Origin of the sequence: Paraburkholderia sp. JHI2823 (assembly GCF_038900695.1) — a bacterium.
In the GTDB taxonomy this organism is placed as follows: domain Bacteria; phylum Pseudomonadota; class Gammaproteobacteria; order Burkholderiales; family Burkholderiaceae; genus Paraburkholderia; species Paraburkholderia mimosarum.
Genome location: NZ_JAYMRY010000014.1, coordinates 43,514 through 70,398, shown reverse-complemented (window position 1 = coordinate 70,398; position 26,885 = coordinate 43,514). Strand labels below are relative to the sequence as shown.

Annotated in this window: 19 protein-coding genes; 8 read left to right on the top strand and 11 right to left on the bottom strand. The window is 63.2% G+C overall.

Going from position 1 to position 26,885, the window contains the following annotated elements:
* Positions 1-23 precede the first annotated feature (23 nt).
* Complete coding sequence (locus VSR34_RS17340) at positions 24-2,507, top strand: penicillin acylase family protein (protein ID WP_342963042.1); 2,484 nt, start codon at positions 24-26, stop codon at positions 2,505-2,507.
* A 26-nt stretch (positions 2,508-2,533) separates the two neighbouring features.
* Here the strand turns inward: VSR34_RS17340 and phaC are convergent, their stop codons facing one another.
* Together phaC and VSR34_RS17330 are read right to left on the bottom strand one after the other, a co-directional pair.
* The gene (gene phaC / locus VSR34_RS17335; RefSeq protein WP_342963041.1) at positions 2,534-4,255 is read right to left on the bottom strand and encodes a class I poly(R)-hydroxyalkanoic acid synthase; all 1,722 of its coding nucleotides are present in this window, start codon (positions 4,253-4,255) and stop codon (positions 2,534-2,536) included.
* Positions 4,255-4,740, bottom strand: coding sequence for a MaoC family dehydratase (locus tag VSR34_RS17330; protein WP_342963040.1), 486 nt, complete (start codon positions 4,738-4,740; stop codon positions 4,255-4,257). The genes phaC and VSR34_RS17330 overlap by 1 nt, the downstream gene beginning before the upstream one ends.
* Before the next feature lie 399 nt (positions 4,741-5,139).
* On the opposite strand from VSR34_RS17330, the gene VSR34_RS17325 reads away from it, so the two are divergent.
* Positions 5,140-5,772, top strand: a complete 633-nt coding sequence (locus VSR34_RS17325) for a J domain-containing protein (protein ID WP_342963039.1) — start codon at positions 5,140-5,142, stop codon at positions 5,770-5,772.
* Between the two features lie 80 nt (positions 5,773-5,852).
* Entirely contained in the window at positions 5,853-6,182 is a 330-nt protein-coding gene (locus VSR34_RS17320) for a hypothetical protein (protein WP_342963038.1), read from the top strand.
* Positions 6,183-6,266: 84 nt separating this feature from the next.
* Here VSR34_RS17320 and VSR34_RS17315 read toward each other — a convergent pair whose 3' ends face one another.
* The 7 genes from VSR34_RS17315 to VSR34_RS17285 all read right to left on the bottom strand — a co-directional run bounded on the left by VSR34_RS17315 (position 6,267) and on the right by VSR34_RS17285 (position 15,007).
* Positions 6,267-7,508 (bottom strand): cystathionine gamma-synthase family protein, encoded by a 1,242-nt coding sequence (locus VSR34_RS17315; RefSeq protein WP_342963037.1) that lies wholly within the window; start codon positions 7,506-7,508, stop codon positions 6,267-6,269.
* 244 nt (positions 7,509-7,752) lie between these two features.
* Positions 7,753-8,499, bottom strand: coding sequence for a glucose 1-dehydrogenase (locus VSR34_RS17310; RefSeq protein WP_342963036.1), 747 nt, complete (start codon positions 8,497-8,499; stop codon positions 7,753-7,755).
* A gap of 241 nt (positions 8,500-8,740) precedes the next feature.
* The gene (locus VSR34_RS17305) at positions 8,741-10,309 is read right to left on the bottom strand and encodes a tetratricopeptide repeat-containing glycosyltransferase family protein (protein ID WP_342963035.1); all 1,569 of its coding nucleotides are present in this window, start codon (positions 10,307-10,309) and stop codon (positions 8,741-8,743) included.
* Between the two features lie 272 nt (positions 10,310-10,581).
* Complete coding sequence (locus tag VSR34_RS17300; protein ID WP_028212806.1) at positions 10,582-11,130, bottom strand: hypothetical protein; 549 nt, start codon at positions 11,128-11,130, stop codon at positions 10,582-10,584.
* A 236-nt stretch (positions 11,131-11,366) separates the two neighbouring features.
* Positions 11,367-12,710, bottom strand: a complete 1,344-nt coding sequence (locus VSR34_RS17295; protein WP_342963034.1) for an FAD-binding oxidoreductase — start codon at positions 12,708-12,710, stop codon at positions 11,367-11,369.
* A gap of 87 nt (positions 12,711-12,797) precedes the next feature.
* On the bottom strand, positions 12,798-14,117 hold the full coding sequence (locus VSR34_RS17290) for an MFS transporter (RefSeq protein WP_028231422.1): 1,320 nt from the start codon (positions 14,115-14,117) through the stop codon (positions 12,798-12,800).
* Positions 14,118-14,242: 125 nt separating this feature from the next.
* Positions 14,243-15,007, bottom strand: a complete 765-nt coding sequence (locus tag VSR34_RS17285; protein WP_342963033.1) for an aldolase/citrate lyase family protein — start codon at positions 15,005-15,007, stop codon at positions 14,243-14,245.
* 258 nt (positions 15,008-15,265) lie between these two features.
* Here VSR34_RS17285 and VSR34_RS17280 point away from each other — a divergent pair, with 258 nt between their 5' ends.
* The 3 genes from VSR34_RS17280 to VSR34_RS17270 are packed head-to-tail and all read left to right on the top strand — an operon-like array spanning position 15,266 to position 17,642.
* Positions 15,266-15,982: an ethyl tert-butyl ether degradation protein EthD gene (locus VSR34_RS17280; protein WP_342963032.1), complete on the top strand. Its 717-nt coding sequence runs from the start codon at positions 15,266-15,268 to the stop codon at positions 15,980-15,982.
* A complete protein-coding gene (locus VSR34_RS17275) occupies positions 15,979-17,079 on the top strand; it encodes an LLM class flavin-dependent oxidoreductase (RefSeq protein ID WP_342963031.1) in 1,101 nt (366 codons plus the stop codon). The genes VSR34_RS17280 and VSR34_RS17275 overlap by 4 nt, the downstream gene beginning before the upstream one ends.
* 11 nt (positions 17,080-17,090) lie before the next feature.
* Positions 17,091-17,642, top strand: a complete 552-nt coding sequence (locus tag VSR34_RS17270) for a flavin reductase family protein (protein WP_161635536.1) — start codon at positions 17,091-17,093, stop codon at positions 17,640-17,642.
* A 74-nt stretch (positions 17,643-17,716) separates the two neighbouring features.
* Here the strand turns inward: VSR34_RS17270 and VSR34_RS17265 are convergent, their stop codons facing one another.
* Both VSR34_RS17265 and VSR34_RS17260 read right to left on the bottom strand, forming a co-directional pair.
* Positions 17,717-18,409 carry a GntR family transcriptional regulator gene (locus VSR34_RS17265; protein ID WP_342963030.1) on the bottom strand — a complete coding sequence of 231 codons (693 nt, stop codon included), beginning with the start codon at positions 18,407-18,409 and terminating at the stop codon, positions 17,717-17,719.
* A 155-nt stretch (positions 18,410-18,564) separates the two neighbouring features.
* The gene (locus tag VSR34_RS17260) at positions 18,565-19,248 is read right to left on the bottom strand and encodes a response regulator transcription factor (protein WP_028212803.1); all 684 of its coding nucleotides are present in this window, start codon (positions 19,246-19,248) and stop codon (positions 18,565-18,567) included.
* A gap of 284 nt (positions 19,249-19,532) precedes the next feature.
* Here VSR34_RS17260 and VSR34_RS17255 point away from each other — a divergent pair, with 284 nt between their 5' ends.
* Both VSR34_RS17255 and VSR34_RS17250 read left to right on the top strand, forming a co-directional pair.
* A complete protein-coding gene (locus VSR34_RS17255) occupies positions 19,533-22,868 on the top strand; it encodes an ATP-binding protein (protein ID WP_342963029.1) in 3,336 nt (1,111 codons plus the stop codon).
* Between the two features lie 220 nt (positions 22,869-23,088).
* Entirely contained in the window at positions 23,089-26,502 is a 3,414-nt protein-coding gene (locus tag VSR34_RS17250) for an ATP-binding protein (RefSeq protein WP_342963028.1), read from the top strand.
* The last annotated feature ends 383 nt before the right edge of the window (positions 26,503-26,885 follow it).

Sequence of the window (26,885 nt, the reverse complement as noted above, 5' to 3'; positions counted from 1 at the left end):
AACAACGACCCGCCCGACCCGCAATGATCCGTTCGAGCCTCTTTCCGCAAAAGCGGCGCCGCGCGTGGCCGCTGACCGTGCTGTCCATCGTCGTCATCGTCCTGGCCGCCGCGGTGCTGGCGGCCTGGTTGACATTGCGCGCCAGCCTGCCGCAACTCGACGGCACGCGCGCGGCGCCGCTCTTCGCGACCGTGACGATCGCGCGCGACGCGCTCGGCGTGCCGACGGTGCAGGGCCGCACGCGTGACGACGTCGCGTACGCGAGCGGCTTTATCCACGCGCAGGACCGCTTCTTTCAGATGGATTTGCTGCGCCGGGTGGCGGCCGGCGAGATGGCGGCGCTCATCGGACCGGCGGCGCTCCCGCTCGATCGGCGTGGCCGGTCCTTGCGTTTTCGCGAACACGCGCAGGCGGCGCTCGCCGCGTTGCCCGCGAACGAGCGGCAAGTCATCGAACGCTATACGGCAGGTGTCAACGACGGCTTGCGCTCGCTTCGCGCGCGGCCGTTCGAATACTGGGTGCTGCGCGCGCAACCGGCCCCGTGGCGCGCGGAGGACACACTGCTCGCAGTCTATGCGATGTACTTCGACCTTCAGTATGAGCAGGTGACGCGCGCGCTGTCGCGCGCCGCGTTGCGCGAGCGCGCCCCGGCCGGGCTGCTCGCGTTCCTGCTGCCCGCGACGAGCCATTGGGATGCGCCGCTCGACGCGCCGGGCGCATCGGCGGCGCCGTCCGCCGCGCTGCCCGCGATAGTACCGCCGTGGCTGCACACCATGCGATCCTCCGCCGCCGATGCCGAGCCGGAAGGCAGCGGGCTTTCGAGCAGTGTGTCCGGTTTCGTCGATGCTGCGGGCACGGTCGACTCGACGGTCGGCAGCAACGGCTTCGCGGTCGACGGCGCACATGGTGCGCAGGGCGGCGCGCTGGTGGCGAGCGACATGCACCTCGGGCTGTCGTTGCCGAACATCTGGTACCGGCTGTCGCTGGTTTATCCCGCGCCAGATGGCCGCGAGCGGCGTATTACGGGAGTCAGTTTGCCTGGTACGCCGCTTGTCGTGGCCGGCAGCAACGGCCATATCGCCTGGGCGTTCACGAACAGCTATGGCCGCTTCGTCGATCTGGTCGAACTGCAACGCGATCCGGCAGATCCGCTGCGTTATCGTGTTCCCGGCGGCGGATGGGAGAAGGCGGAAGTGATCCACGAACGCCTCGACGTGAACGGCGGCGCAACTGTCGATCTGCCGGTCGTGCAAACGCGCTGGGGACCACAGCTTGTCGTCGGTCCGCATGCGTATGCCTTGCATTGGGTCGCGCAGGATCCGCAGGCAGTCAACATGAACCTCATGCGGCTCGAAGGCGCCACCAACGTTGCCGACGCGTTGCACGCCGCGCAGACCTTCGGCGTGCCGACGCAGAACTTCACGGTGGCCGACGCGCAAGGCCATATCGGCTGGACGCTTGCCGGGCCGCTGCCGCGCTTCCTGGATGCCGACGTGAACGCGGCGGCGCTCACCGGTTTTCCGTTCGGCTCGAGCACGTATGCCGGTTGGCAAGGGTATCTGCCACCCGAGGCGTATCCGGTTCGCGTCGATCCGCCGGCCGGCCGCATCTGGACCGCGAACAACCGGACACTGCCACTAGACGAGGCGGCACGCATTGGCGACGCGGGCACCGATCTCGGCGCACGCGCGACGCAGATCCGCGACGATCTGCTGGCGCTGCCGCATGCGAGCGAGCGCGACATGCTCGCGGTGCAGACCGACGACCGCGCCCTTTGGATCGAATACTGGCGACGCATCGCGCTCGACGCGCTCGATGCGCGCGCGCTCAGCGGCCATCCCGAGCGAGCGGAGTTCAGGCGGCTCGTTCAAGCGTGGGATGGACGCGCGGATGCCGACGCGGTCGGCTACCGGCTGGTGCGCGCGTTCTACTACTCGCTTTACGACGCATGGTTCGGCGCGCTAGACACGCAGATGAGCGAGGTTGCGCCGCTAGTCAGCTATCGCGCGGCGAACACGCGTTGCGAAGCGACGATGGAGACGCTCGCCGACCATCACGCGTGGATACCGGAAGGCCTGGCGGACTGGCGCGCGTTCGTGCTGGACAGGATCGATCGCGCCATTGCGCAGTTGCCGAAGGGCGCGAAACTCGAAGATGCGCGCTGGGGCGAGCGCAATCGCTCGGCGATCGCGCATCCGTTCGTGCGGATGCTGCCGGCGTGGCTGCCTTGGGTGCGCGAATGGCTCGGCACGCCGCGCGATCCGCTGCCCGGCGACACGAACATGCCGCGCGTGCAGTCACCGGCGTTCGGCGCGTCCGAGCGTTTTGCCGTCTCGCCGGGGCGGGAGAAGGACGGCATCTTCGAGATGCCGGGGGGGCAGTCGGGAAACCCCATGTCGCCGTATTTCATCGCGGGGCATGAAGCGTGGGTGCATGGGGACGCCGCGCCGTTCGTGCCGGGCGCGGCCGTTCATACGCTGACGCTCACCGCGTCTGGCGCGCGCTAGGCCGCGGGTGAGCGACGCGTGCGCGCTCAGTCCGCACGCGCCTTGACGTAACGCCCGGGTGCAGGCTCGATCGGCTGAAACTGCCTGCTTCCCAGCTTCGCGCGCGCCTTGACCTTTCCGCCTGCGTGCGGTTGCAGCCACGCGATCCAGTGATTCCACCAGGTTCCAGGCGCGCGCTGCGCTGAGGCGAACCATTCATCGGCATCGCGTTCATGATCGCCGGTAGCAGCGCCCTCGGCCCCGCCGTCGATCCCGCTGTCGATCCAATAGCACCGCTTGTTCTTCGTCGCCGGATTGATGACGCCGGCGATGTGTCCGCTTGCCCCGAGCACGAACTGAACGTCGCCGCCAAGCAGTTGTGTGCTGCGCCACGCCGATTGCCACGGAACGATGTGATCGTCCTGGGTCGCGAGCACATAGGCCGGCATATCGACGCGGCCCAGGTCGACCGGAACGCCGCACATCGTGAGCTTTCCGGGCACGCGCAGGTTGTTCTCGAGGTACATGTTGCGCAGATACCAGGCGTACATCGGGCCGGGCAGATTGGTGCTGTCCGAATTCCAGTAGAGCAGGTCGAACGCAGCGGGACTTTTACCCTTCAAATAGTTGTTGATGACGTAAGGCCAGATGAGATCATTGGCGCGCAGCATCTGGAACACGAAGCCCAGTTCGCGGCCCGGATAGATTCCGCCGCTGCCTAACGATAGTTCGCGCTGCACCACGGTCTGCTCGTCGATGAACACGCCGAGATCGCCCGGATCGGTGAAGTCGAGCATGGTTGTCAGCAGCGTCAGGCTCGCGACCTTGTCTTCTTCGCGCGCGCGGATCACGGCAAGCGCCGAGGAGAGGATCGTGCCGCCGACACACCAGCCAATCGTATTGACCTTGTCCGCACCGGTGATGGCAAGCGTGGTATCGATCGCCTCCATCACGCCGGTTTCCAGATAGTCATCCCAGGTGGTCTGTGCCGTCTCGGCGTCGGCGTTGCGCCACGACATCATGAACACCGTTTGTCCCTGCTCGACGGCGAAGCGGACAAAGGAGTTGTCCGGCTGAAGGTCGAGAATGTAGAACTTGTTGATGCAAGGCGGCACGATCAGCAAGGGGCGCTTCGCCACGTGCGTGGTCAGCGGGGTGTACTGGATCAGCTGGAACAGGTCGTTCTCGAAGACGACCGCGCCTTCGGATGCAGCAACGTTATGACCGACCTCGAAGGCGGCCTCGTCGGTGATCGTAATCGTTCCGCGCGCGAGGTCCCCGAGCAGGTTGCTCATGCCGGTGCGAAGGCTCTCGCCGTTCGACTCGATGGCTGCCCGTATCGCTTCCGGATTCGTCGCGGCGTAATTCGTGGGGCTGGCCGCATCGATGAACTGGCGCATGAAAAAGCGCAGCCGGTGCTTGTCGCTCTCTCCGTACGCGGTCGCGCCGACCAGCTCTTCGAGCAAATCGGCATTGGCAACATAGCTCTGCCTGAGCAGGCTGTACCAGCGGTTGCTGCTCCACTCGTCGGCCCGGAACCGTTGATCGCGGCTCGCCTGGCCTTCGACGGTCTGCGCGTCCGAAGAACCGTTCAGCATGCTCGTCCACAAGTTCCACTGCTGCCCCCAGTAGCGCGTACCGGCCTGGTGCAGGATCGCCGGCGCGATGGCCGTGGCCTTGGGGACGCCGGCCAACGCGCTCATGAAGTCTTTCGCCGAGCGGGAGAATCCGTGCATGACCTCGTCTGGCATGTTGAAGTGATTGCTCATTAGCCCTCCAGATCCGCCGTCGCGAGTTCGCTTGCTGAATGTGCGCTAATGTTGCGATCTGCGCGTGACGTGGGCATGACGAGCGCGTCGCCTTCGATGACGACCTTGCCGCGCACCGTGCAGACGGTGTCCAGCACGACGCGGCGCTTGCCGGGAATCAGTTCCCGCACCGTCACGGTTGCCGTAACGGTATCGCCCGGCCTCACCGGCGCCTTGAAGCGCAGGCTCTGTCCGAGATAAATCGTGCCGGGGCCGGGCAGTCGGCCGGCGATTGCCGCAGAAATGAAACTCGCCGTCAGCATGCCGTGCGCGATGCGCCCCTTGAAAGGCGTATTGCGCGAAAACTCATCGTCGATGTGCACCGCGTTGTTGTCTCCCGATGCGCCGGCAAACAGCACGATGTCCGCATCGGTAATCGTCTTGGCGAAGCTCGCACTCATGCCCGGTGCCAGGTCTTCGAAGTCGTATCCTGCAATGTCATTCATAAGAGATCCTAAGGATATGATGAAAATAATTTCGCCCTGGTGATCCGTGCGTGGCGGGCAAGCGCCTCATGCAACAGATATCCGGCCAGAAATCAGTTTGTCCTGGCCGAAGGCTCTGGCGTGCAGGCGTGGCCACGATGACTGGGCAGATACGGCTCGTTACCGACGCATCATGCTTGCTTCATCCCGCGTAGCGCGGCAAAGAACCCTGTCTCGGCCCGACGTCCATGCCGTGGATTGTTCACACGACATATCGTCAGTACAGGATTGATGGCTTCGAATAGCACAATACGGCAAACGCGAACTGCGCATTTAGGATTGGGCGCCACGATTTTGGTAATTCATGCCTTCGCGCGCCATGCTACGATCGACCCGATTCCACTTCAATCTTTGCGAACCATGGCGACCTTGTATGACCTGCTGGGCGTGCGCGACGACGCGAGCGACGAGGAAATCAAGCGGGCCTACCGCAGGGCCGCGATGAAAGCGCATCCCGACCGCAATATGGGACGCGAAGCCGCCGCACATGCGCAATTCCAGGAGATCAAGGAGGCATACACGATTCTCTCGGACCCGCCGCAGCGCCGTGTCTACGACGCGGTCTATGCCGAGGAAATGGGGCGCCTCGTCCGTGAGCGCGAAGAAGCGGCGCGCGAGGAGGAGGCAGCACGCCAGGCGGAGTACGCGCGCCATGTCAGCCTGGCAATGCGCTTCGCCGAGCAGGGCTACAACCGTGACGTCGTATTCGGTGTGCTGCTCGGCGGCGACTGCGAGTCCGAACTGGCTGCGCGCATTGCCGATGGCGCGGTCGAATTGCATTTGTCGCGCCAGACCGGGTCGCGCCAGACCGGGTCGCGCGAGACCGCGGCGTCCCAACCGGCGGACAGCGCCACGGCGCGCAATGGCGCGGAGCCTGGCGCGCATTCGAAACCCGGAGATGCGGGCAACGACGAGTCCTCGAAATCCGGCGATCGCCCGCAAGCGAACCTCTTCAGTGCGATCTGGCACAGTATGTTTGGATTGCACCACTGAGTTGGCCGTGCCACTCCCGGCCACATATCGCGGGAGCAGGGGTACGATAAGGGGTAAAACCGCAACCAGCGTGGCGACCTATGACTGCGAACTCACGTGAAGCCCTCGATGTCGACGCGGAAGCGTTGGCAACCTTGTCGGAGTACCTCGAACTTGCGCTGGACAAGGGCGGCAGCCTGATCTTCGTGCGCGCGAAGAACGGGAGAAGCGAGGTCCATCTGGGCGACCCCGCCGAGTCCCAGGAAGACTGGGCGCACCTCGGGGCAGTTCCGGAATCCGTGGTACGGGCGATACTCGAGAGCACCCGGTCGGGCCTCAACGAAATGACGATACAGGCGCAGACCTATCGATTCGTCCGACTGTTCAGTCAGGTGGGCGACGTTGGCGCGGTGATTTTTGTCGTAGCCTGAAACCCGCGTTGCGCGGGTTTGCACTTCGAGCGCGCCGATATCGTTCGACGCGCTCGCCCCATTCACCTGGCGAAGATCCGCGCGTCAGGCAGCAAGCTTCAGCGCTTGCGAGAAGTCCTCGATCAGGTCGTCGATTTCCTCGATGCCGACGGACAGCCGCAGCATCCCGTCGGATATGCCCATCGCCTTGCGTGTTTCTGCACCGGCTTCGAAAAAGATCGTCGGCGCGACGGGAATGATGAGCGTGCGTGTGTCGCCGAGCCCCGTCGCCTTGATCGGCAGCTTGAGCGCGTTGACGACATCGATCATGCGCTGAGCGTTGCGCAATTCGAACGACAGCAGCCATGACGCGCCTTTGAACAGCGCCTGCGCGACTTCGTATTGCGGATGGCTTTTCAGGCCCGGATAGAACACCTTGCCGATCGCGTCGTGCCCTTCGAGAAACTGCGCGAGTGCGAGCGCATTGTCGCTGCTTTGCTTCACGCGCAAGGCGAGGGTTTCCGCGCCCATCGCGATCGAGTGCGCCTGCTCGGACGACAGCGACGCCCCCATGTCCCGCAGGCCTTTCTTGCGGATCTGCATGAGCCCCTGATCCTTTGCCGCCGTTTGCCGATAGGCATCGGCGATGTTCGGATACGCGCTCCAGTCGAACAGGCCCGTATCGGTCACTGCGCCGCCGAGCGCGGCGCCGTGGCCCGCGATGGTCTTCGTCAACGAGTTGATGACGAGGCTCGCGCCGACCGCCTTCGGCTTGAACAACGCTGGCGATGTGATCGTGTTGTCGACGACGTATGCAATGCCGCGCTCACGACAGGCGTTGCCGATGCCCTGCAGGTCGGGAATCTGCGTGCCCGGATTCGCGATGGTTTCGACGAACACCATGCGCGTATTCGGCCGGATCGCGTTCTTCACGTTTTCGGCGTCGCTCGCATCAACGGTCGTGACCTCGATGCCAAGCGTGCGCAGCGTGCCGAACAGGCTGTTGGTGTTGCCGAACACATAACGGCTCGATACGAGATGATCGCCCGCGCGCAGCAGCGTGAGGAACGTCGCCGTGATAGCCGCCATGCCCGTGCTGAAGCAGATGGTTCCGGTGCCTTCTTCCAGGGCGGTGATCTTGCGCTCGAGCGCGGCCGTCGTGGGGGTGCCCTGCCGCGCGTAGTTGAAGCCGCCTTTCTTCGTGCCTTGAAACACGCCGATCAGATCCTCGACGCGCTCGAAACCATACTGTACGGACGTATGAATCGGCTGCCGGAGGCTGCCGTGCTCCGCGCCCGCGATTCTGTCGCTGTGGACGATACCGGTGGTGAATCCTTGCTTTGCCATGCGTTCTCCGTTCCTCAGGTCGATCTCATGCGGCACATTATCGCCTGTAACGCGCGATCCGCGGCGCCGCTTGCTGATTTGCCGACGCGCCGGATGCTTTCCGCGCGCGACTAGCGGAGGCTTCGGCCAACCGGAAAGGAGCACCTGGACGGTGGTTTGCACAGATTCAACGCAAACGGGCACGTTCGGCGGCGGTCGCCGAACGTGCCCGTTCAACCCGAAGCAGGTCGATCGTCAACCCGCCTTAACGCATGCCGCCGCTCGCGACGATACGTTCGCCCGTGAGCCATCTCGCATCGTCCGATGCGAGGAAAACCACGGCCGACGCGATATCGTCCGGCTGCCCCACGCGGCCGAGTGGCGTCTGGCTGATTGCATGGGTCTCGAAGTCCGAACCGATGACCCCGACACTTTGCGCACCCTCGGTGACGATCACGCCGGGATTGATCGCGTTCACGCGGATTTTCCTCGGCCCCAGCTCGCGTGCGAGCACACCGGTGATCGCATCCACCGCGCCCTTCGTGCCGCTATAGACAGCGGTAGTCGGCGGGGTGATCGTCGTCACGACCGAGCTGACGTTGATGATGCTCGCGCCCTCGCCGAGATGCTTGACCGCCGCCTGCGTGGTGAGCAGGACGCCAAGCACGTTCGTGTCGAACTGCCTGCGGTATTGCGCCTCCGTGAACTCCTCGATCGGCGCGAACTCGTAGACGCCGGAGTTGTTCACCAGGATGTCGAGGCGACCGTAAGTTTCGATCGCCGTGTCGACGATGCCTTGCGCGTCGGCAGCTTTCGCCACGTCGCCGCCTGCGGAAACCGCCTTGCCGCCGGCCGCGGTGATCGCGGACACGACCGCATCGGCGCCTGCCTTGCTGCTCGCGTAGTTCACGACCACCGAAGCCCCTTCTGCCGCGAGCGCCTTCGCAATGCCGGCGCCGATGCCTTTCGACGCGCCCGTGACAACGGCCACCTTTCCTGAAAGCTTGCCCATTCTGTTCACCTCAACGTAAGTTGCATCATCGATTGAAACCGGCGTCTGGACTTGCACGAGGCAATCGGCCGGCGTTGAGTGTGAATGTAGAGGTCCGCGCCGGCCGGATAAAGCGGCCTGGCGCGAATTGACTGGCAAGATCAGCCGAACAATCGGAGAGATATGAACAGGCGGGCGACCGGCATTTCAAAGCTATCGATCGCGACGGCAACCGTTGCGCCCCATGCTCCTCGGGTGCGGCTCAGGCGCCCGGCAAGCCGTCGATCGCGGCGCGCAGCGCGGCGACCACGGCCGCCCAGTCGCCTTGCGCGGGCTGCCTGAATAGCCGCGCCTGCGCATACCAGGGACTATCGTTTCGCTTCAGTTGCCACCGCCAGTCCGGCATGAACGGCAAGGCAATCCATACTGGCTTTCCGAGCGCCCCAGCCAGATGCGCGACAGCCGTATCGACGCTGATGACGAGGTCGAGGCGCGCGATCAGCGCGGCGGTCTCGGCGAACGTGGTGAGCCGCGCCGAAACATCGCGCAGCACCCCGCGCTGATCGAGCTGCGCGAGGGCCGCGCGATCCCTTTCGCGGACATCCGGTTGCAGCGCGAAGCAATCCGCGTTGGCATCGAGCAACGGCATCAGTTGATCGAGCGCCATCGACCGTTTGCGATCGTTCAGATGCGTCCGGCTGCCCGACCAGACGATCCCGATCCTGGGCCGCCTGCCAACGCCCGCGAACACATCGTCCCACTGCGACGCGAGCGCCGCATCGGCGTGCAGATAAGCACCTGGCACCCCGAGGTCGGTTGCCCGAGCCTTGAGCGCAAACGGCAGGCTCAGCAGTGGGATGTGGTAGTCGAAACGCGGCACCTCCGCGCGCTCGCCAATGACTTCGGCCGCACCAGGATAATCCTCGAGAAGCCGCAGCAGCACATCCTGAACGCGCAGCACGACGCGAGCGCCGGCCGCACCGAGTCGATCCACGAAGCGCACGAATTGCAGCGTGTCACCGAGCCCTTGCTCGTGATGAACGAAAATCGTCTTGCCGGCTACCGGTTGAGCGCCAGTCCATTGCGTACCCGGCGGAAAACCGTGGGTTTGCGTTCCGTCGCGCCAACGCCATTCGTATTCGCGCCAGCCGTGTTCGAATTCCCCCAGCAGCAGATTGGTCTGGGCACGATTGGTGCGCGCGCCGGCATCGTTCGGATCGAGCGCGAGCGCTTTCTTGAATTGAAGCAGCGCCTCGTCGAAGCGCCCCAGCTCGCGCAGCGCGACCCCGAGATTGACGTACACGCGCACGAAACGCGGATTGATTGCGATTGCCCGGCGATAGGCATCCATTTCGTCCTGGTGGCGCTCCATCGTCCCGAGCAGCGTGCCCAGGTTGTATTGCGCCTCGGCCGATTGCGGCTGGATCTTGCACAGTCGCACCAGCAGCTCGCGTGCGCGCTCGTGTTCACCGAGTTGTATCAGCGACATCGCGGCGCCGTGCATCGAGGCTACATGGCCAGGGGATCCGGCGAGACAGCGCTCGAATAGCGCTATGGCGTCTTCGTGGCGCTGCGCCACCTGGCAGACCTTGGCGGCGAAGTGCATCTGCTCCGCGGACATGGACAGGTGGGCCGATGCCCGTATCAGATAGTCTGCCGCGCGGGCATGATCGCCCTGTCCGGCTGCAATGTAACCGAGGCCCTCGAGCGCTTCGCCGTGATCCGGAACGTTCGCCAGAATCGTGTGCAGCAGTGTCGATGCATCGTCGAATCGCCCGGCCGCGCAGTGCTGTTGGGCAGTCGCGAGAGCATGTTCGATATTGAGGTTCATGGCGATGTGGCGCGGCGCAAAGATGCGGGCTGTCGACGGAGGGAGGGCGATTATTGTACGGGATCGCCCAGGCAGGGGATTGGCCATGCTGGCGCTCGACAGACGCATTCCGGCCGGTCCGGCCAGTAAGACAGCGGCAATCGCCCTGATGACGCGAGCGCTGACGGCAGCGCCGCGCCCGACTTAATGGGTTTCTGACGCCGCTTGCGCAACCGACGCGATGGTGATGCGGCCTCGACGATCCGGCGATGTCGTTTCCGGCGAGTGCCCGGCTAATCAACGGGCTCCGGCGGAGCACCGTCTTGCGGTTGCCGCTCGACGGGCGATTGCATCGCTGGCCCGACGTCGTCCTCTTCCATCGGTTCGACGCTCTGCACGGCCGCCGGCTGGGCGTCCCTGGTCACAACGGACGGTTCCGAGCTTCGCACGGGCGCGTTGGGTTGAGCCGTGTGGGCGCCGCTGCTCACGCCGGTGCCGACGTTCGTGCTCGTGGTGTTCGCGCTCTTGAGCAGGCCGCGTGAATCGAACAGAAACACGGCCGCGGACGAGTGCGTGTCGGCGCCGCCGACAAGTGCTCCGATGAACGGCAGATAGTTTTCCGGGTGGGGGCGCGACGTCACGTAGGTGTAGACGAGCAGCGTCGAGCCGTCGTCCAGCGCAGTTTCCACCGACGCCGGGCCGAGCGCGGCGATGACGTCCTGCAGGCGCGTCACGCCGTGCTTGAAGTCGGCCATCTGTTCGGGCCTCACTTCGACACCCGCCGATACGCAACCGGCAAGGATGGCGCCGCACAGTAGCCCGAAGACGCGTCCGCGATTCATGATGCACCTCTGAGTTCATTCTAGGACGAACGAGTCAGAACCGGCGACGTGGAGCATGCGCTGCCGCCCCAAATACGGCCGCCGATATCGGGAGACGGTCACCGAACGCGTGACGGCATCCGACGGTGACACTCGTCACCCGTTGTGCAGAGGGAAGTCGATTGTTGCCTGGGCTCCCAGGGAGGGCCGGGTTGCGGCCCGCGCTGATTGAATGCGACGCAGACTCAGCGCCAGCTTCAGGCCGGAAGAACCTTGTCGGGATTCAGAATATTGTGCGGATCGAGTGCCGCCTTGATCGCGCGCATTGCCGCAAGCTCCGCCACGCTGCGCGTATGACCGAGTACATCGCGCTTTTTGGAACCAATTCCGTGTTCGGCGGAGACCGAGCCACGATAGTCGCGCACGATCCCGTAGACGAGATTTTCGACGGCATCGACCGTTGCCGCATCGGCTCCGGGAACCTGCACGATAAGGTGCAGATTCCCGTCGCCGAGGTGCCCGTAGGTCAGCACCGTGCTGGATGGCCAGGTATTGCGGAGGGCCGCGTCGCATTCCTGTGCCGCCCTGCCAATGTCGGCAATCGAAAAGCTGACGTCGAATGCAATCAGGTCTGGCATCAGAACGGGAAATTCCGCCGTGGAATCCCGGATCCGCCAGAACTCGGCTGCATCGCCTTTTGACTGCGCAAGCGCGGCGTTTTCGATCAACCCTTCCTCGAGCGCTTCCTCGAGGAAACACTGGAAGACTTCCTGGTGCTCGGGTTCAGTCGTGCCAACCGATTCCATCAGCACATGAAAGTTGTGCCGCTCGTCGAGCGGATTGCGAATGTCTGGGACATGTGTCGTCATATAGTCGACGAAGCTCGGCCACATCACCTCAAACGCCGACACGCCCGTCGGGAGCCGCCGCTGGGCAAGCGACAACAACCCCGTCACTGACTCGTAGGTTCCCACGCCGCACCATGCCGTCGCCACCGCGCTGGCCGGCGGCCGCAAGCGCAAGACGACGCGCGTGATGATGCCGAGCGTGCCCTCGCTACCGATCATCAGGTTGCGCAGATCGTAACCGGTATTGTTCTTGACCATCTTGTGCGTACTGTCGATCACGTCGCCGTTTGCCAGCACCGCTTCCAGCCCGAGCACCTGGTCGCGTGCCATGCCGTACTTGATGACACGATTGCCACCCGCATTGGTCGCGAGGTTCCCGCCGACCGTGCAACTACCGCGCGCACCAAGGTCGAACGGAAACGTCAATCCCGCCTCGGCCGCGGCATTCTGCACGGATTCGAGCGTCGCCCCCGCTTCGGCCGTGAGCGTCGCCGATACCGGATCGACTTCGCAGATGCGGGTCATGCGCTCCAGGCTTATCGCAACATCGCTGGCGCGTGTACACGCCCCTCCTGCGAGGCCCGTCAGCCCTCCCTGTACAACGACCGGCTGGCAGTAGAGCGTGCAGATCGACATCGCTTCGCTCAGCTGGGCGGTGGAACGTGGGCGCAGCAGAGCAAGCGGTATATCAGCGGGCTCTCCGCTCCAGTCCGCCCAGCGACGCCCCGCGATCGTTTCGCGCAGACTGACCACATCTGCGCCGAGGGCCTCGATGAGCGCGATGACGATGGGTGGGTAAGCCATTTCAGTCTCCTTGGTCGAGTGAGTCCGTGCGTGACTTCATTTCGCACCTGGGGTTTTGTTTCCGCACGGAATCGCAAGCAAAATCACCCCGACAAGGGACGCTGCTGCGAACATGTACATTGCCGAGTCCATACGACCCGTGACCGTCTTTATCCAGCCGACGATAGAGGGAGAAAAGAGGCCCGGCAGATTGCCGATGGAGGTGATGATGGCGATCGCTATCGCGCTCGCGCCGCCTTGCCAGACGGCGATCGGCAGATTCCAGAACACCGGCAGCGATGCCATCAAGCCGAACATCGCCAGACTGAGCACGGCCAGCGAAAGCGGGACACTGCCCGATACGGCCGGGCTTGCTACCCAGCCGATGGCTGCGAGAAGCGAAAGCACGATGAGCGCCGGCCGTGGGTTCTGGCGGCGGTCCACCCAGGCCGCGACCATGAACATGGCGATAACGGCGACAGCCCAGGGAATGGCTGACAACAGGCCGATCGAAAGTGGGTCCTTGACTCCCGACGACTTGATGATGGTCGGCAGCCAGAAGACGAAGCCGAAAAAAGACATCCCGTAACTCGCGTACAGCGCGGAAAAAATCCATAGACGAGGGGAGAGAAGTAGCGACCGCACGGGCACATCATCGACAGTCGTTCGCTCTTCGGCAATTCGCGCCGCCAGAAGCTGCTTTTCGCCCTGACTGAGGAACGTTGCGCGGGCCGGTGAAGGCGGAAGCCAGAATAACGTCACCACGCCGAGAACCACGGAGGGCACGCCCTCCAGCAGGAATAACCATTGCCACCCCGCAATGCCACCGTGCCCCCCCATGGAATGCAGGATAGCCCCTGAGATCGGCCCGACAATCACGCCGGAGACCGCGATCGCCGTCATGAGGATGGCGGTGATCCGTGCGCGGTACTCACGGGTAAACCAGTCGGTCAGGTAATAAATGACCCCGGGGAAAAAGCCGGCTTCGGCAACACCGAGCAGGAATCGCATGACATAGAACTGAAGGGGTGTCTGGACGAACATCATGCACGCAGATACCGCGCCCCACGAAATCATGATGCGCGCGATCCATCGGTGAGCGCCATAGCGCCGAAGCAACAGGTTGCTTGGAACCTCAAACAGGAAGTAGCCGATAAAGAAAACGCCCGCCCCAACGCCGTACACGGCTTCGGAGAAACCCAGGTTGTCCAGCATTTCCAGTTTGGCGAACGCGACATTCATCCTGTCGATCTGCGCCACCAGGTAGCAGGCGAACAGAAAGGGCATCAAACGCCATGCGATCTTCGAAAAGAGTAATCGGCCAGGATCCGCGCCTGCGGCCGAAAACGAACTCGATGTGCTTTGGGTGGAACTCATGCGTAGGTCTCCTCATGTCTTTGTCTGGATTTTGTCGATGCGACGTTGGCACCCCACGTCGATGAGCGCCAAGGCGCTTGTGCCAGGTGTTGCGTAGCCGATTGAAGCGGTGCCTTCGTACCGGGCTATTTCAGTGCGGCATCATGTGCGACACGGAAGCCTTGCTTGATCAGGTCGATGTCGTTGGCCGCTACAGCCATGCGATACCCTTGCGCAAAGGCTTCGCGTGTCGCCTCTGCGTCGCGGGTATAAATTCCGCAAGGCAACCCGTGGGCCCTGGCGGCAGCCCGCACACGATCGCAGTCGCGTCCGATCGTGTGCGGGTCCGCTGTGCCGCGCGAAAGCGACAGATCGCCCGTGCCGATGAACAGGTAATCGATGCCGGGTACGGCCGCGATGGCATCGGCGTTTTCGATGCCAGTCACCGTTTCGATCAGGACTCCTACTGCTACCTGCAATCCCGACTCGATCATCGTCTCCATGCCGTGAAGCAAGGGACGGACTCCACCAGCCGAGCGTTTCCCCAGCGGAGGATACCGGGCGTACTCGACCGCGCGACGAGCATCGTCGGCAGTCTCGACGAGCGGAACCAGTATGGATGCGGCGCCCGCATCGAGCGCCTGAGCAATTTCGTGCGCACCGTTAGCGGCGCAACGCGCGATGACGGGCACCTGCTTGCCGATCACCGCGATGGCCGACTCCATGGAAGCGCGATCCCAAAGGCCGTGCTGAAGATCCAGCACGACTGCGCCCGGCCGGGCGTGTGCCGCGAATTCCGCCATGGCGACGCTCCCGAGCGCAAGCCAGATCAGGTCGACGGAATTCGGGGAATCCAGGCGCGACTTCAGAGAAGTGAACAGCATTGGGTAGTCCTCGTTGATTTTCAACATTCTGAATTCTGTTTGAAACACAACGATAGGTAAACTTTAGATGTCAATCAATACCAAACAGGCCGATCTCGGGTTAACGCGTACAAGATCCCACTGTTGCCGCGCAATATCTCGCTGAACGGTGCCGCGCGATGGAATTGCGCTTGACTTCGAAATGGCGATCCCATAGTCTTCGTTCTAAATTCAGAATTCAGTTTGTCGAGATGGTTACCCACAGACCGGCGAGCCCTGGCGCTGGTCAAGACAGGACGCGGAGCGATGGTGCTTTCTCTTTTCCTGACGTACAGGCTTTCGTCCGACGCGGGTCCGCTGTTACCCGGCGACTTCGCATCGTGTGTCGCAGCAGTGCCCGGGTTGTCCGATGCCGTGCTCCATGTGCCAACAGCGGCCTCCGACCCGTATCTGAAGGATGACGGTCCTCCATCACTTGTTTTGCAGTGCTACTTCGATGGGCTGGATTCGCTGGAATCGGCTTCGCGTCGCAGCGGCGCACTGCAAGCATTGCTTGATCCCCTTGCCTTCACGTGGCTCGCCGGTGCCGACGTTACCCAGCAGGCAATGGTGGTTCGAAGCCATCCAGTCAAGCGCAATGGTGCCGTGCCTCCCCGGCATTGTGCGTACCTGGTCGGCTACGAGGGCGCGCCCGAAAGCTACGATACCTGGCTTGGTCACTATCTGGACCACCATCTACCGTTGATGTTTCGGCTTCCAGATATCCGGCTGGTGGAAATCTATACGCGGCTGGACTGGATGACCTCGCTTTCCGCTCGGCGGGAAACGTTTGTACAACGAAACAAGGTCGTCTTCGAGGGTCCGGAGGCACTGACGCAGGCTCTGCATTCGCCTGTCAGGACCGAAATGCGACGTGACTACGAAGCGTCGCCGCCCTTCGATGGCCGCAATGTGCACTACCCAATGACCGGTACCATGGTTTTGCATGCAGTACCCGCCTGCTACAGAAAGGAGACACGATGAGCACGCTCGTTACCAACCCGATGCGCAGTTCCGCCCCATTCAAGATCGGCGTCTTTTCGGCGAATGCCGACGGTGGACTATCGTTCACCACAGTGCCGGAAAGATGGACTGCACAGTGGGACGACATACAGCGCGCGGCCATCATCGCCGATCGCGGCGGCATCGACTTCTTTCTGCCAATTGCCCGGTGGAAGGGGTTTGGTGGTGCAACACGGGCGCGCGAGTGGTCATTTGAAACCTTTACGTTTGCGGCTGGCCTCGCGGCGGTGACGCAGCGTATCGCCCTGTTCATGACCGTGCACGTGCCGCTCGTGCACCCCCTGTATGCCGCGAAGGCGCTTGCCACGGTGGACCATATCAGTCACGGCCGCGCCGGCTTGAACATCGTGTGCGGGTGGAACCCGGAAGAATTCGCGATGTTTGGTGCCACCCTTACCGACACCCCCTATGCCCAGGCGGGGGAATGGGCCGAGATCATCACGCGCCTTTACACCGAATCGGCACCGTTTGACTATTCTGGCGACTTCTATCACCTCAAGCAGGCGGTTACCCGACCGGCGGCGCTCCAAAGCCCGCGCCCGATAACCATGAATGCCGCGTTCGGGCCCCCCGGCCGTGAGTTTGCTGCCCGGCATTGCGACTATCTTTTTACGACGTTTACAGACCTGGAGGCCGGGCGCCAGCACGTTGCCGAGATGCGCGAGCGAGGTCGCAACGCAGGACGTGATATCGGCGTCTACACGGTTGCCCACGTGGTGTGCCGCGAGACGGAAAAGGAAGCTCGCGAATACTATGATCATTACTCGGTTCGCCATGTGGACGAAGCTGCGGTCGAGGACCACATGAGCCGGAAAAAGGAGTTCTCCAACAGCCACGATGACGAGGCGTACCGCCGATACCGGCAGCGGTTTGCTGCAGGCGCCGGAAGCTACCCGCTGGTTGGTACTCCTGAGCAGATTGTCGCCGAAATGGTACGCATGCATGAAGCCGGCTTCGGTGGTGCTGCGCTCACGTTTGTCAACTATGCGGACGAGTTGCCGTATTTTTGCGAGCGTGTAATCCCCCTAATGCGCGCCGCCGGACTGCGTACCGAATGAGGGCGACAGCCATGCAACCCAACCTGCAACTGCAGCAAGTGCATCATACGATGACGCCCGCCGATACACTTTCATTCAAGCAGGCCATGCGCCATCTCGCGGGAGGCGTAACGGTATTGGTCGCACTCCAGCCTGATGGTACGCCCGCTGGAATTGCCGCCACGGCGGTATGTTCTGTTTCGGCGGAGCCCGCGTCGTTACTCGCCTGTATCAATCAGTCCAGTTCGGTTGGAAAACTGGTGGCGACCGGAATACCTTTCACGGTCAATGTGCTGTCAGTGCATCACGAAGCGCTCGCGCGGGCGTTTGGTGGCATGAGCGGGCACGACCAGACTTCCCGGTTCGGGTTTGGCCAGTGGCATCTTTCACCCGAGGGCGTACCGGTGCTCGATGACTCACTTGTCGCCTTTGCCTGCCGCGTAGAGAAGACTGTGGCCCATGGCAGTCATCTGGTCGTGATTGGCAGGGTCGAGCATGTTGCCCTCCCCGCAGATCAGGCCGATACTGCGCCAAATCTGGTCTATCACAACGGTACCTTTGGACGATTTATCTCTGGGGTGTAGATTGCGGCGAAGAGCCTGTGCTGGACTTCGGTGACAGGCTGCCCTGCGACGCCGGGGCGTCCCCAGAGACGCAATCAATTTTCACGGTTCAGCGACATGAAGTAGCGGTGTTCGGCGCCGGTAATGAAATCGAGCATCGCGGAACGGATTCGTGCGGGATCACGGTCGTTAAAACCGTCAAGGATGGCTTTCATGCCATCGACGACTATCTTTTGCGTTGCGTGATCCCTCAGCGTGTGAAGTCGCACCTGCTGAGCATGATCTGCAAAACGGCGGATCGCATCCTGGAGACGCGAATTGCGAACTGCGCCGAGCCATGCATCGCGAAACGCCACATTGGCTTCGATCATTGAATCGCCGTCTTTTTTTGTACAGGCCTTGCGTGCCTGCTGGTAGGCACGCTTCATTGCATCAACGCAATTCTCGTCAATCGTGGCCGCCGCGCTAGCCGCGGCGCTCGGCTCAAGCAGTCGACGCACTTCAAAAATCTCGCGAACGTCGTCAGGCATAAGAGTCGGCACAATAAAGCCCCGGAAAGTACCGACCAGATACCCCTCGTTGACGAGTCGCAACAAAGCCTGGCGCACGGGCATACGCGTGCAGTTGAATTCGTCAGCGATCTCGTAGTCCAGAATGCGGTCATCGATGCCGATTGTGCCGCGCTGCAGACGTGTGCGGATTTCCGAGTAAATCGTTTCGCTTAAGGTGGTCTGGCGCAGGGCGGTGCGCCGGGGTGCCTTCGGGGCCTTGGCCGGAGTATTGCTCATAGGGGGATGTCAAGAGGTGCATTCTGAATTCATCTTATGGGGCACCTGCGGCATTGTCAATGCGGGGACACGTTCGATGTTTTTCAATCTCCGGAAATTCACTTTTCGAACGGTCGATATTGGGCTGATTGCGGCGGGCGAGATCCCCGGCTTGCTCAGCCATCCTGGCGCGGGCCGTCGGTCGCGACGCCGAGCCCCGCTTCGAACGCGAACCGGAACAGATCGGCGTCGCGCTCGATACCGAGTTTGCGCATCGCGCGCGTCTTCTGGGCGCTGATTGTCTGCTTCGTGCGATGCAGCTGGTCGGCGATTTCATTCACCGACATTCCCGACACGAAAAGCCGGATCACTTCCGTCTCACGCGTGCTCAGCGTCAGCGCGCGCGGGTTCCTCGCAAGGGCGAGATCGGGAGCGGCGTCTTCGGTTTCGCGAGGCGACGCACGAAAATAGGTGGCGCCGGCATGCACGGCGTGAACCGCCGAGATCAGGTGGCTCGTGTCGTGGGCCTTGCTCAGCACCGACTGCACGCCCAGTTTCGCGATTTCGCGCGTGATGGCGGGGTTTTCGATCATCGTGAAGACCACGATCTTGAGCGCCGGCCAGGTGCGCCGCAGGTAGGAGAGGAGCGTCAGGCCGTCGCCGTACTCGCCACCGGGCATTGCGTAATCGGTAATCAGGACATCGCAGGGTTTGCTCTGCAGGATCTTGACGAGCTCGCCCGAGTCGGCTGCCTCGCCTACGATTTCCAGCGTCGGCACGCCGGCCAGATCGTGCTTGATGCCCGAAAGCAGCGCGGGATGATCGTCGGCAAGCACAAGACGGATTTTCATTCTGCTCATGCCAATCTCCGCGTAGACACGATGCACTGACAGGCGACGTCCGACTTAATGTACCCGAAACCGACCGAAAGATCCGGCAACCTGGCCGGACCTCGGCTCGAAGTCGTCCGTTCACGTCTGACTGGTCTGATATAGGGGAGAATTTCCGGCGTATCTGTCTGATTTATAAGGCGTTCTTGTCCTGAGGCGCGGGCGCGTCGCGATAATCGATCCCGGTCGGTGCGCCCACGCGGGTGAGATGCATGAAGCGCGCTGTTGATCCATGAAAATCAACCGGTGTCGCCATGTCTTCCCGTCCCCAAAGCGAGGTTTTAGGTCAGTTGCATCGTTACAAGCAATGGCTCATTTTCGGCGGCGGCGTGGTCATTTCGCTGATGATCCTGTTCGCTTTCGGGGTCGTGATCTGGTCGACCGTCGCTGAACATCTCGCCGATGAGCGGCAGGCTTTCCTCGTCGGCCGCAACCTCGTCATGGACGAAATCAAGTTGAGCGAATCGCTGTTTCGCTCGACCCTCGTCGCGGGCGAGCTGGCATGGCGTGAGGAGAATCACATCGACCCCGCGCTCGTCGAGCGTTTCGGCACCAACGGCTATGCATTCGTGCTTCAACCGCCGTCCGCTTCGCTTTCACCCATATTGTTAGGAATCCATGGCAAATTGCCGCAGGACGAACTGCTGCGTCGTTACGTTGGTCTCACCGCACGAATGGGACGCGTGAGCGCAGTCAACGCGCGGCTGCGCGGGAAGGAGGCGAACCGCTATTTCATTGCCAGAGAGCGCAATCTTGCAGGGATCCTCACTGCGCCGCAGTCCAGTCGGGAACTGATGACCGGTGCCAGTGGCGGGCGCAAGCGCCTGATCGAGGCCTTGGGCAGTGGGCTCGATGAACTGAGCGTGCTGCGTCCTGAAGAACAGGCTGACGCGCGCCGACCCATCACATGGATGGCGCCGACCATCAGCCCACTGACCGGAAAGATGGCGATTCGTCTTGCCGCCCCGGTTCTCGACGAGGGGGCGCAAGTCGCGACGCTCGTCACCGAGTATGCCCCGGAGGTTCTCACTTCGCCGCTGAGTGTCGATACGCTCGACGGGATCTATATGGTCATCGGCCAAAACGGGGCAATCGTCGCGAGCACGGCCGGGGAGGCCGTCGATCCCGCGCTGGTCCAACGCATGCAGGTGGCGGCCATGGTGACGTCGATCGGCCACCGCAAAATAGAAATCGCGCACGACGGCGTATTCACGATCTCCGATCGTCTTGGCGATACGGGCTGGGTTCTCGTCTACGCGATCACATGGCGCGACGTTCTCGCGAGCATTGGCCGCGAGGCAACTATCGGGGCGGCGGCGACGATCGCGACGTTGTCGGTGATGTGGATCTTTCTGATTTATTTCAAGCTTCGCATGTACCGGCCCGTGCTCGAGCGCTCGCGGCGTGTGTTCGAAAGCGAACATCTGAGCCGTACGCTGATCGAGACGGTGCCTGTCGGACTCGCGCTCATCGCCGTTGAGAGCGGCGAGCCGCTTTTGCGTAGTCCCGCGATGATCGACGCCGCCGCGCGCCTGGCCATGCCGGAAGAGACGCTGACGGCGGAGCTGGTGCGGCGCTTTCGGCAGCGTGAGGGCACGCCGGGCGCAAACGGCCTTGTGCATGAGGACTGGTCGTTGCCCGCGCACGACGGCGCGACGATGGACTTCTCGGTGAGCGTCGTGCCGGCGCGCTACCAGGGGCAGGACGTGCTCGTCACGGCGTTCACCGACGTGACGGCGCAAAGGCAGATCGAGCGTCGGCTGCGCGAGGCGAAGCAGGCGGCCGACTCGGCCAATGCGGCGAAGTCGGCGTTCCTCGCGGCGATGAGCCATGAGATCCGCACGCCGCTGAATGCGATCATCGGGAATCTGGAATTGCTGTCCTGCTCGCCGCTCGCTGCATTGCAGCGCGATCGCCTGAAGACTGTTCGGCAGTCATCGCAAGGACTCCTTTCTATCGTCAGCGACGTGCTCGACTTCTCGAAGATCGAGGCCGGCGAGATGACGCTCGAGCACCTCGCCTTCGACGCGCATGAGGTGGCCACGCGGGCGCTCGCGATGTTCGGACCGGTGGCACGCGCGAAAGGCGTGACGTTGTCGGGAGCATTCGGTCCCGTGCTCACACAGCCGATGCAAGGCGATCCGACGCGGCTCGGACAAGTGATGAACAATCTGCTGTCGAACGCGATCAAGTTCACCGAACGCGGTGAGGTCACGTTGCGCATCTCCGTCGAGGCTGTTGATTCCGTTCAGGGCGGTCAGCTCGTGATCGAGGTCGAAGACAGCGGCGTCGGTATGTCGCTGGGACAGCAAGCGCTGCTCTTCCGGGCATTCAGCCAGGCAGACGCGACGATCAACCGCCGCTTTGGCGGCACGGGGCTCGGTTTGGCGCTGTGCGCACGGTTGATCGATGCGATGGGCGGCTCGATTGCTGTACGGAGCGCACCGGGCGAAGGCAGCGTGTTTACGGTGCGCTTGCCGCTCGGGGGGCGCGAATGGGACGCGGCGCCGGACATGCCGCGTTTCGCGGGTGAGCGCGTGCTGTTTCTCGCCCGCGCCGACGTATGGCACACCTACGCGGTGGCGGCGCTCGAGGCATGGGGCTTGAGCGTGCAGGCGTGCCACGATCCGGCGCAGATCGATCAGGCGATGCTGGAGGAAGCACAGACGCTGATCATCTGCGGCGAGCACGACACCTGGCACACGGATGACGAGCGCCGCCTCGCCGAGGAGGCGGCGTGGATCATCGATTGCGGTGTCGACGGGCCAGCCTGCCCGGTTGCGGCCGGCGGCCAGGTCAAGGTCTCCTGCTACGGCCTGAAGGGATTGGCGGCGGCATTACGGTACACGCTGGAGGGCGAGCCGCTCGCGGCCGGCGAGGACGTGCAGCGCGTGTTTTCGCGCAGACTCAAAGTGCTGGTGGCAGAGGATAACGCGGTAAACCGGCGGCTTTTCGAGGAGCAGTTCAGCCTGCTGGGCTGCGAGACGCATCTGGCTGAGGACGGCCAGGGTGCGCTGGAATGTCTCCAGCGCGAGCGCTTCGACGTGCTGGTGACGGATCTGGCGCTGCCGGTGCTGGACGGCTACGCGCTGGCGAGCGAGGCGCGCTTGCGCTGGCCGGAGATGCCGGTCGTCGCGGCGACCGCCAACGCGACGCCTGAGGAGCGCGCGCGTTGCGAGGCCGCCGGCGTCGCGCGGGTGGTGATCAAGCCATTGCAGCTCGCCGATCTGGCGGCGACGTTGTCGGCGGTGACTGGCGTGCCGGGCGTGGTCGCGGGAGCTGGCGCTAGCGGGGTTGCGCGTGCTGGCATGCTGGGTGGCCGGCCATTGCCCGCGCAGATGCTGAAGGCGCTCCTGGCGTCGCGCGAATCTTCGCGGATGGAAATCGAGGCCGCCTACGATGCCGGTGACGTGGCAGCGGTGCTGGCGCAGTTGCATTCGATGCGCGGTGCGCTGAGCGTGCTCGGATACGATGAGCTCGCCGCGAGGCATGCCGAACTGGATGCGCGAATCAGGCGCGATGGGCTCGGCGCGGTCGGGAAGAGCGAGTTTGACGCGATGGGTCGCGGCGTCGCGGAAGTCGAGACGTGACGCGGTGAGGAATGGCGCTGTCCTGCCGCAGGTCATCCAGCGTTCGCCGTTTCGCCGCGCGGTGGATAATCGGGCGGCAACCTGCTGATCAAGCCACTTCAAGGCGAGGCACCCGGCGCAAGCGTCGGCACCTCCGGAACCTATGACACGATCCGGGCAAGGCAATCTGCTGGACCGCTTTCGCCGCTATCAGCATCTGTTGATGTTTGGCGGCGGGGCAGTGATCACGGTGGTCGTGCTGGCCGCGTTCGCCATCGAGGTCGCATCCGTCGTGCGCGCCTATATCGCACTTCAGCGTCAGGAAGTCCTGCTCAATGAGAACCGGGTCTCCGGTCTGTATATGAGCCAGGTTGCGCTGGTGCAAAACTCCGTCCGATACATCGAACTTGCATGGCGCGCGGGTGAGCGAGCCTCGCCGGCCCTTGTCGAGCAATTCAACGCAAACGGCCAGAGGCTTCGTTTGCAACGGTCCCCCGATCAGGTGCCTGTGACGATTGTCGGCACGTCGGCTGCCTCGTCTGGCGCGGCAGTCGGGCAGTATATCCAGTTTGCGGATCAGATGAGCCGTGCGCTGACGGCAACCGCGGAGCGAAACGGCGGCGCCCTGCGTGCATGGTTGTACAGCCCTGACCATGGGGTCGTGCTCGTGGCGGCGACGCCGTGGCCCGGCGATGCCCGAATGGAGCCGCTTTTTTCCGGGCATGCCGGGCTGTTGGCCGCATTGTTTGGCCCCCACGGCGATCTTCTCGCGCCGGAAGGCGCGCCTTCGCATGATCCACGCACGGGTGGGAGGGCGCTTCGCTGGTTGCCCAGCTACGAAAGCCCTCTGAGCGGCGATCCGGCAATTCGAGTCGCAGCGACCGTATTCGACGACAACCAGAAGCCGTTCGGTGTGGCGGTTTATGAATTGCCTGTCTCCACTGTCACGGCTGCGCTCGGAAGAATCGGCTTTGATGGTTCGTTGCTGCTTTTCGGGCACGATGGAAAGGTGATCACATCGGCCGCAGGGCGCGCGGTTAACATGGAGTCCCTAACTATCGCCCGAACGCTGGGCTCGCAAAGCATCGCCGCGACGACGGGGACCGTCTATCGCGATGGCCACGTGATGTTTGTCTGGCCAATCGGCGCGACGGGCGCGACGCTCGTTTTTATCGAGTCGTGGCGTGCCATTGCAAGAGGCGTGAGCGGTCCGGTTGGCGCCTCGGCAGCCACCTCGGGCGTCATCCTCCTCGTGGTGTGGACGCTCATTCTGTTATTCAATCGACGCGTTTTCCAGCCCGTTCTGACCCAATCCCAGCGGGTGTTCGAGAGCGAGCAATTGAGCCGTACTCTGGTCGAGACGGCGCCTGTCGGGCTGGAACTGATCGCGGTGGACAGCGGGCGCGCGCTGTTGAGCAGCCCGACAATGATCAACACGGCCAGGCAGATGGTCACGCCAGAGCCAGTTCTTGCCGCGGAACTGGTTCGACGTCACCGGGCGCGCGGCGGGGCCAGCGGGGCGAAAGCCGTCACCCATGAAGACCTGACGCTGCCCACGCGTGAAGGCGGGCAGATGGATCTCTCGGTGAGTATCGTGCCGGCTCGTTATGAGGGGCAGGATGTGCTGGTGGCGGCGTTCACGGACGTGACGGCGGAAAGGAATCTCGCGCGCCAGCTGCGGGAGGCGAAACAGGCGGCTGACTCGGCGAACGCGGCGAAATCGGCGTTCCTCGCGGCGATGAGCCACGAGATCCGCACGCCACTCAATGCGATCCTCGGCAATCTGGAGCTGCTGTCGCACTCGCAGCTCGACGCATTGCAGCGCGACCGGCTGATGACCATCCGCAGTTCATCGGACGGCTTGCTTGCGATCGTGAGCAACGTGCTCGATTTCTCGAAGATCGAAGCGGGCGAGATGGCGCTGGAGCACATCGTGTTCGATGCGCAGGACGTGGCCTCGCGGGCGCTGACGATTTTCGGGCCGCTGGCGCGGGCGAAGGGCTTGACGCTCTCGGGGGTATTCGGCACCGCTGCGACGCAGCCCATGCAGGGCGATCCGACGCGGCTCGACCAGGTGATCAACAACCTGTTGTCGAATGCCATCAAATTCACGGAGCAGGGCGAGGTGACGCTGCGGTTGTCGGAGCAGATCGACACCAGCGATCAACCCGCCCGCGATGGCCGCCAGGGCGTGCTGGTGATCGAGGTGGAAGACAGCGGCATCGGAATATCGCGCGAGCAGCAGGCGAACCTGTTCCAGGCGTTCACCCAGGTCGATGCGACGATCAGCCGCCGATATGGCGGCACGGGATTGGGGCTGGCATTGTGCGCGCGGCTAGCGAGTGCGATGGGCGGGACGATCACGGTGAGCAGCGAGCCCGGCAAGGGCAGCACGTTTACGGTGCGCTTGCCGATGGGCGACTGCGCGGCATTGCCGGCACCGGACCTGCCGCGGTTCGCGCACGAGCTGGTGCTGTTTGTGGCGGATGCCGACGCCTGGCACGCCTATGCGGTCGCGGCGCTTCAGGCGTGGGGACTCGAGGTGCAGACCTACCGGCATCCGGCGCAACTCGATCCAGAGACGCTCGCGTTGGCGGACACGCTGATTCTTTGCGGCGGGCGGGCCACCTGGCACGCGGACGATGAGCGCGAGCTGCTCGCAGAATCGTCCTGGATGATCGATTGCAGTCCTGAGGGCCCCGCCTATCCTGTCGCCACCGGACAGGTGGTGAAGGTGTCGAGCTACGGCCTGAAGGGACTGGCGGCGGCGTTGCGGTATACGTTGCAGGGTCAACCGCTGGAGGTCGCCATGGAGACGCAAAGCGTGCTGTCGCGTCGCCTGAAGGTGCTGGTTGCGGAAGACAACGCCGTGAACCGCCAGTTGTTCGAAGAGCAGTTGCAACTGCTCGGTTGCGAGCCGCATGTGGCGGAAGACGGACAGGCCGCGCTGGAATGTCTGTCGCGGGAGCGTTTCGACGTGCTCTTGACGGATCTGGCGATGCCCGTGCTGGACGGCTATGGGCTCTCGCGCGAGGCCCAGGCCCGCTGGCCGGAGATGCCGATCGTGGCCGCGACGGCGAGCGCGACGCTGGAGGAGCGCGCGCGATGTGAGGCGGCTGGAATCACACGGTTGGTGATCAAGCCGTTGCGGCTCGATCAGTTGTCAGAAACATTATCGGAGGCCACCGGCGTAGCCCGTATGCCGATGCCGGCGGATGGCCGCGAGGGCTCGCGTGATGGCGTGCTGGGCGGGCGGGCTATTCCGGATCAGGTGCGCTCGACGTTCCTGAGGTCGTGCGAAACGTCACTGACAGCGCTCCATGCAGCGTATGACGCCGGCGATGCGGGCCGCATGCTCGCCGAGTTGCATTCGCTAAAAGGTGCGCTCAACGTATTTGGCTATGACGCGCTCGCTCAGCAGTGCGCTCAAATGGAGCGCACGATTTCGAAGGACGGGCTCGCGGCGGCGCATGCCCTGCTAGAAGAGTTCGACGGCCGATTGCGCGCCGGTGTCCTGTCAGACGCGGCCAGCTTGCGCGAAATCCTCACGCAGATCCTCGCGCTTGCCGAGCGGCCCGAGCGCGCCGACGCACTTCTCGAAATCGTTCGCCTCGTGCGTATGGCCTTGCGACCGGCCGTTCTGCACGACGCATAGGTTCCTGGTCAGCGCGGAAGCCTGGAAACGCGATCATGACGGCTTATAAGGATTGCAAACAAACTGTCGTTTCGTATGAATAAAATGTGCGCTTCGACCATGAAAGCCCCGTGACCATGTACTTTTGGCGCGCCCTTGAGCAGTTCTGTCGCAGATGGCAGCACAAAATACCGATCGATAAAAAACTTGATAGTCTTTGCTCGTGCATGACGGTGCTTGGGCCGATGTTCGAAAACAAAGCGCGAGATGCTGTTCGGCTGACTGAAGCGTGTGTGGCTGGATTACCGATACTCGTTGCATAGGCAACGTTATGCCGCGTGCTGTCGCGGCATTGCGTGAACTGGCCGGTCATTCGCGAGGCAGTGTAGTTCTGGTACTCCAGT

Excerpts from the sequence above, each read along its gene's own strand:
- VSR34_RS17340 (WP_342963042.1), top strand. The coding sequence starts at position 24 with ATGATCCGTTCGAGCCTCTTTCCGCAAAAGCGGCGCCGCGCGTGGCCG.
- phaC (WP_342963041.1), bottom strand. The coding sequence starts at position 4,255 with ATGAGCAATCACTTCAACATGCCAGACGAGGTCATGCACGGATTCTCC.
- VSR34_RS17330 (WP_342963040.1), bottom strand. The coding sequence starts at position 4,740 with ATGAATGACATTGCAGGATACGACTTCGAAGACCTGGCACCGGGCATG.
- VSR34_RS17325 (WP_342963039.1), top strand. The coding sequence starts at position 5,140 with ATGGCGACCTTGTATGACCTGCTGGGCGTGCGCGACGACGCGAGCGAC.
- VSR34_RS17320 (WP_342963038.1), top strand. The coding sequence starts at position 5,853 with ATGACTGCGAACTCACGTGAAGCCCTCGATGTCGACGCGGAAGCGTTG.
- VSR34_RS17315 (WP_342963037.1), bottom strand. The coding sequence starts at position 7,508 with ATGGCAAAGCAAGGATTCACCACCGGTATCGTCCACAGCGACAGAATC.
- VSR34_RS17310 (WP_342963036.1), bottom strand. The coding sequence starts at position 8,499 with ATGGGCAAGCTTTCAGGAAAGGTGGCCGTTGTCACGGGCGCGTCGAAA.
- VSR34_RS17305 (WP_342963035.1), bottom strand. The coding sequence starts at position 10,309 with ATGAACCTCAATATCGAACATGCTCTCGCGACTGCCCAACAGCACTGC.
- VSR34_RS17300 (WP_028212806.1), bottom strand. The coding sequence starts at position 11,130 with ATGAATCGCGGACGCGTCTTCGGGCTACTGTGCGGCGCCATCCTTGCC.
- VSR34_RS17290 (WP_028231422.1), bottom strand. The coding sequence starts at position 14,117 with ATGAGTTCCACCCAAAGCACATCGAGTTCGTTTTCGGCCGCAGGCGCG.
- VSR34_RS17285 (WP_342963033.1), bottom strand. The coding sequence starts at position 15,007 with ATGTTGAAAATCAACGAGGACTACCCAATGCTGTTCACTTCTCTGAAG.
- VSR34_RS17280 (WP_342963032.1), top strand. The coding sequence starts at position 15,266 with ATGGTGCTTTCTCTTTTCCTGACGTACAGGCTTTCGTCCGACGCGGGT.
- VSR34_RS17275 (WP_342963031.1), top strand. The coding sequence starts at position 15,979 with ATGAGCACGCTCGTTACCAACCCGATGCGCAGTTCCGCCCCATTCAAG.
- VSR34_RS17270 (WP_161635536.1), top strand. The coding sequence starts at position 17,091 with ATGCAACCCAACCTGCAACTGCAGCAAGTGCATCATACGATGACGCCC.
- VSR34_RS17265 (WP_342963030.1), bottom strand. The coding sequence starts at position 18,409 with ATGAGCAATACTCCGGCCAAGGCCCCGAAGGCACCCCGGCGCACCGCC.
- VSR34_RS17260 (WP_028212803.1), bottom strand. The coding sequence starts at position 19,248 with ATGAGCAGAATGAAAATCCGTCTTGTGCTTGCCGACGATCATCCCGCG.
- VSR34_RS17255 (WP_342963029.1), top strand. The coding sequence starts at position 19,533 with ATGTCTTCCCGTCCCCAAAGCGAGGTTTTAGGTCAGTTGCATCGTTAC.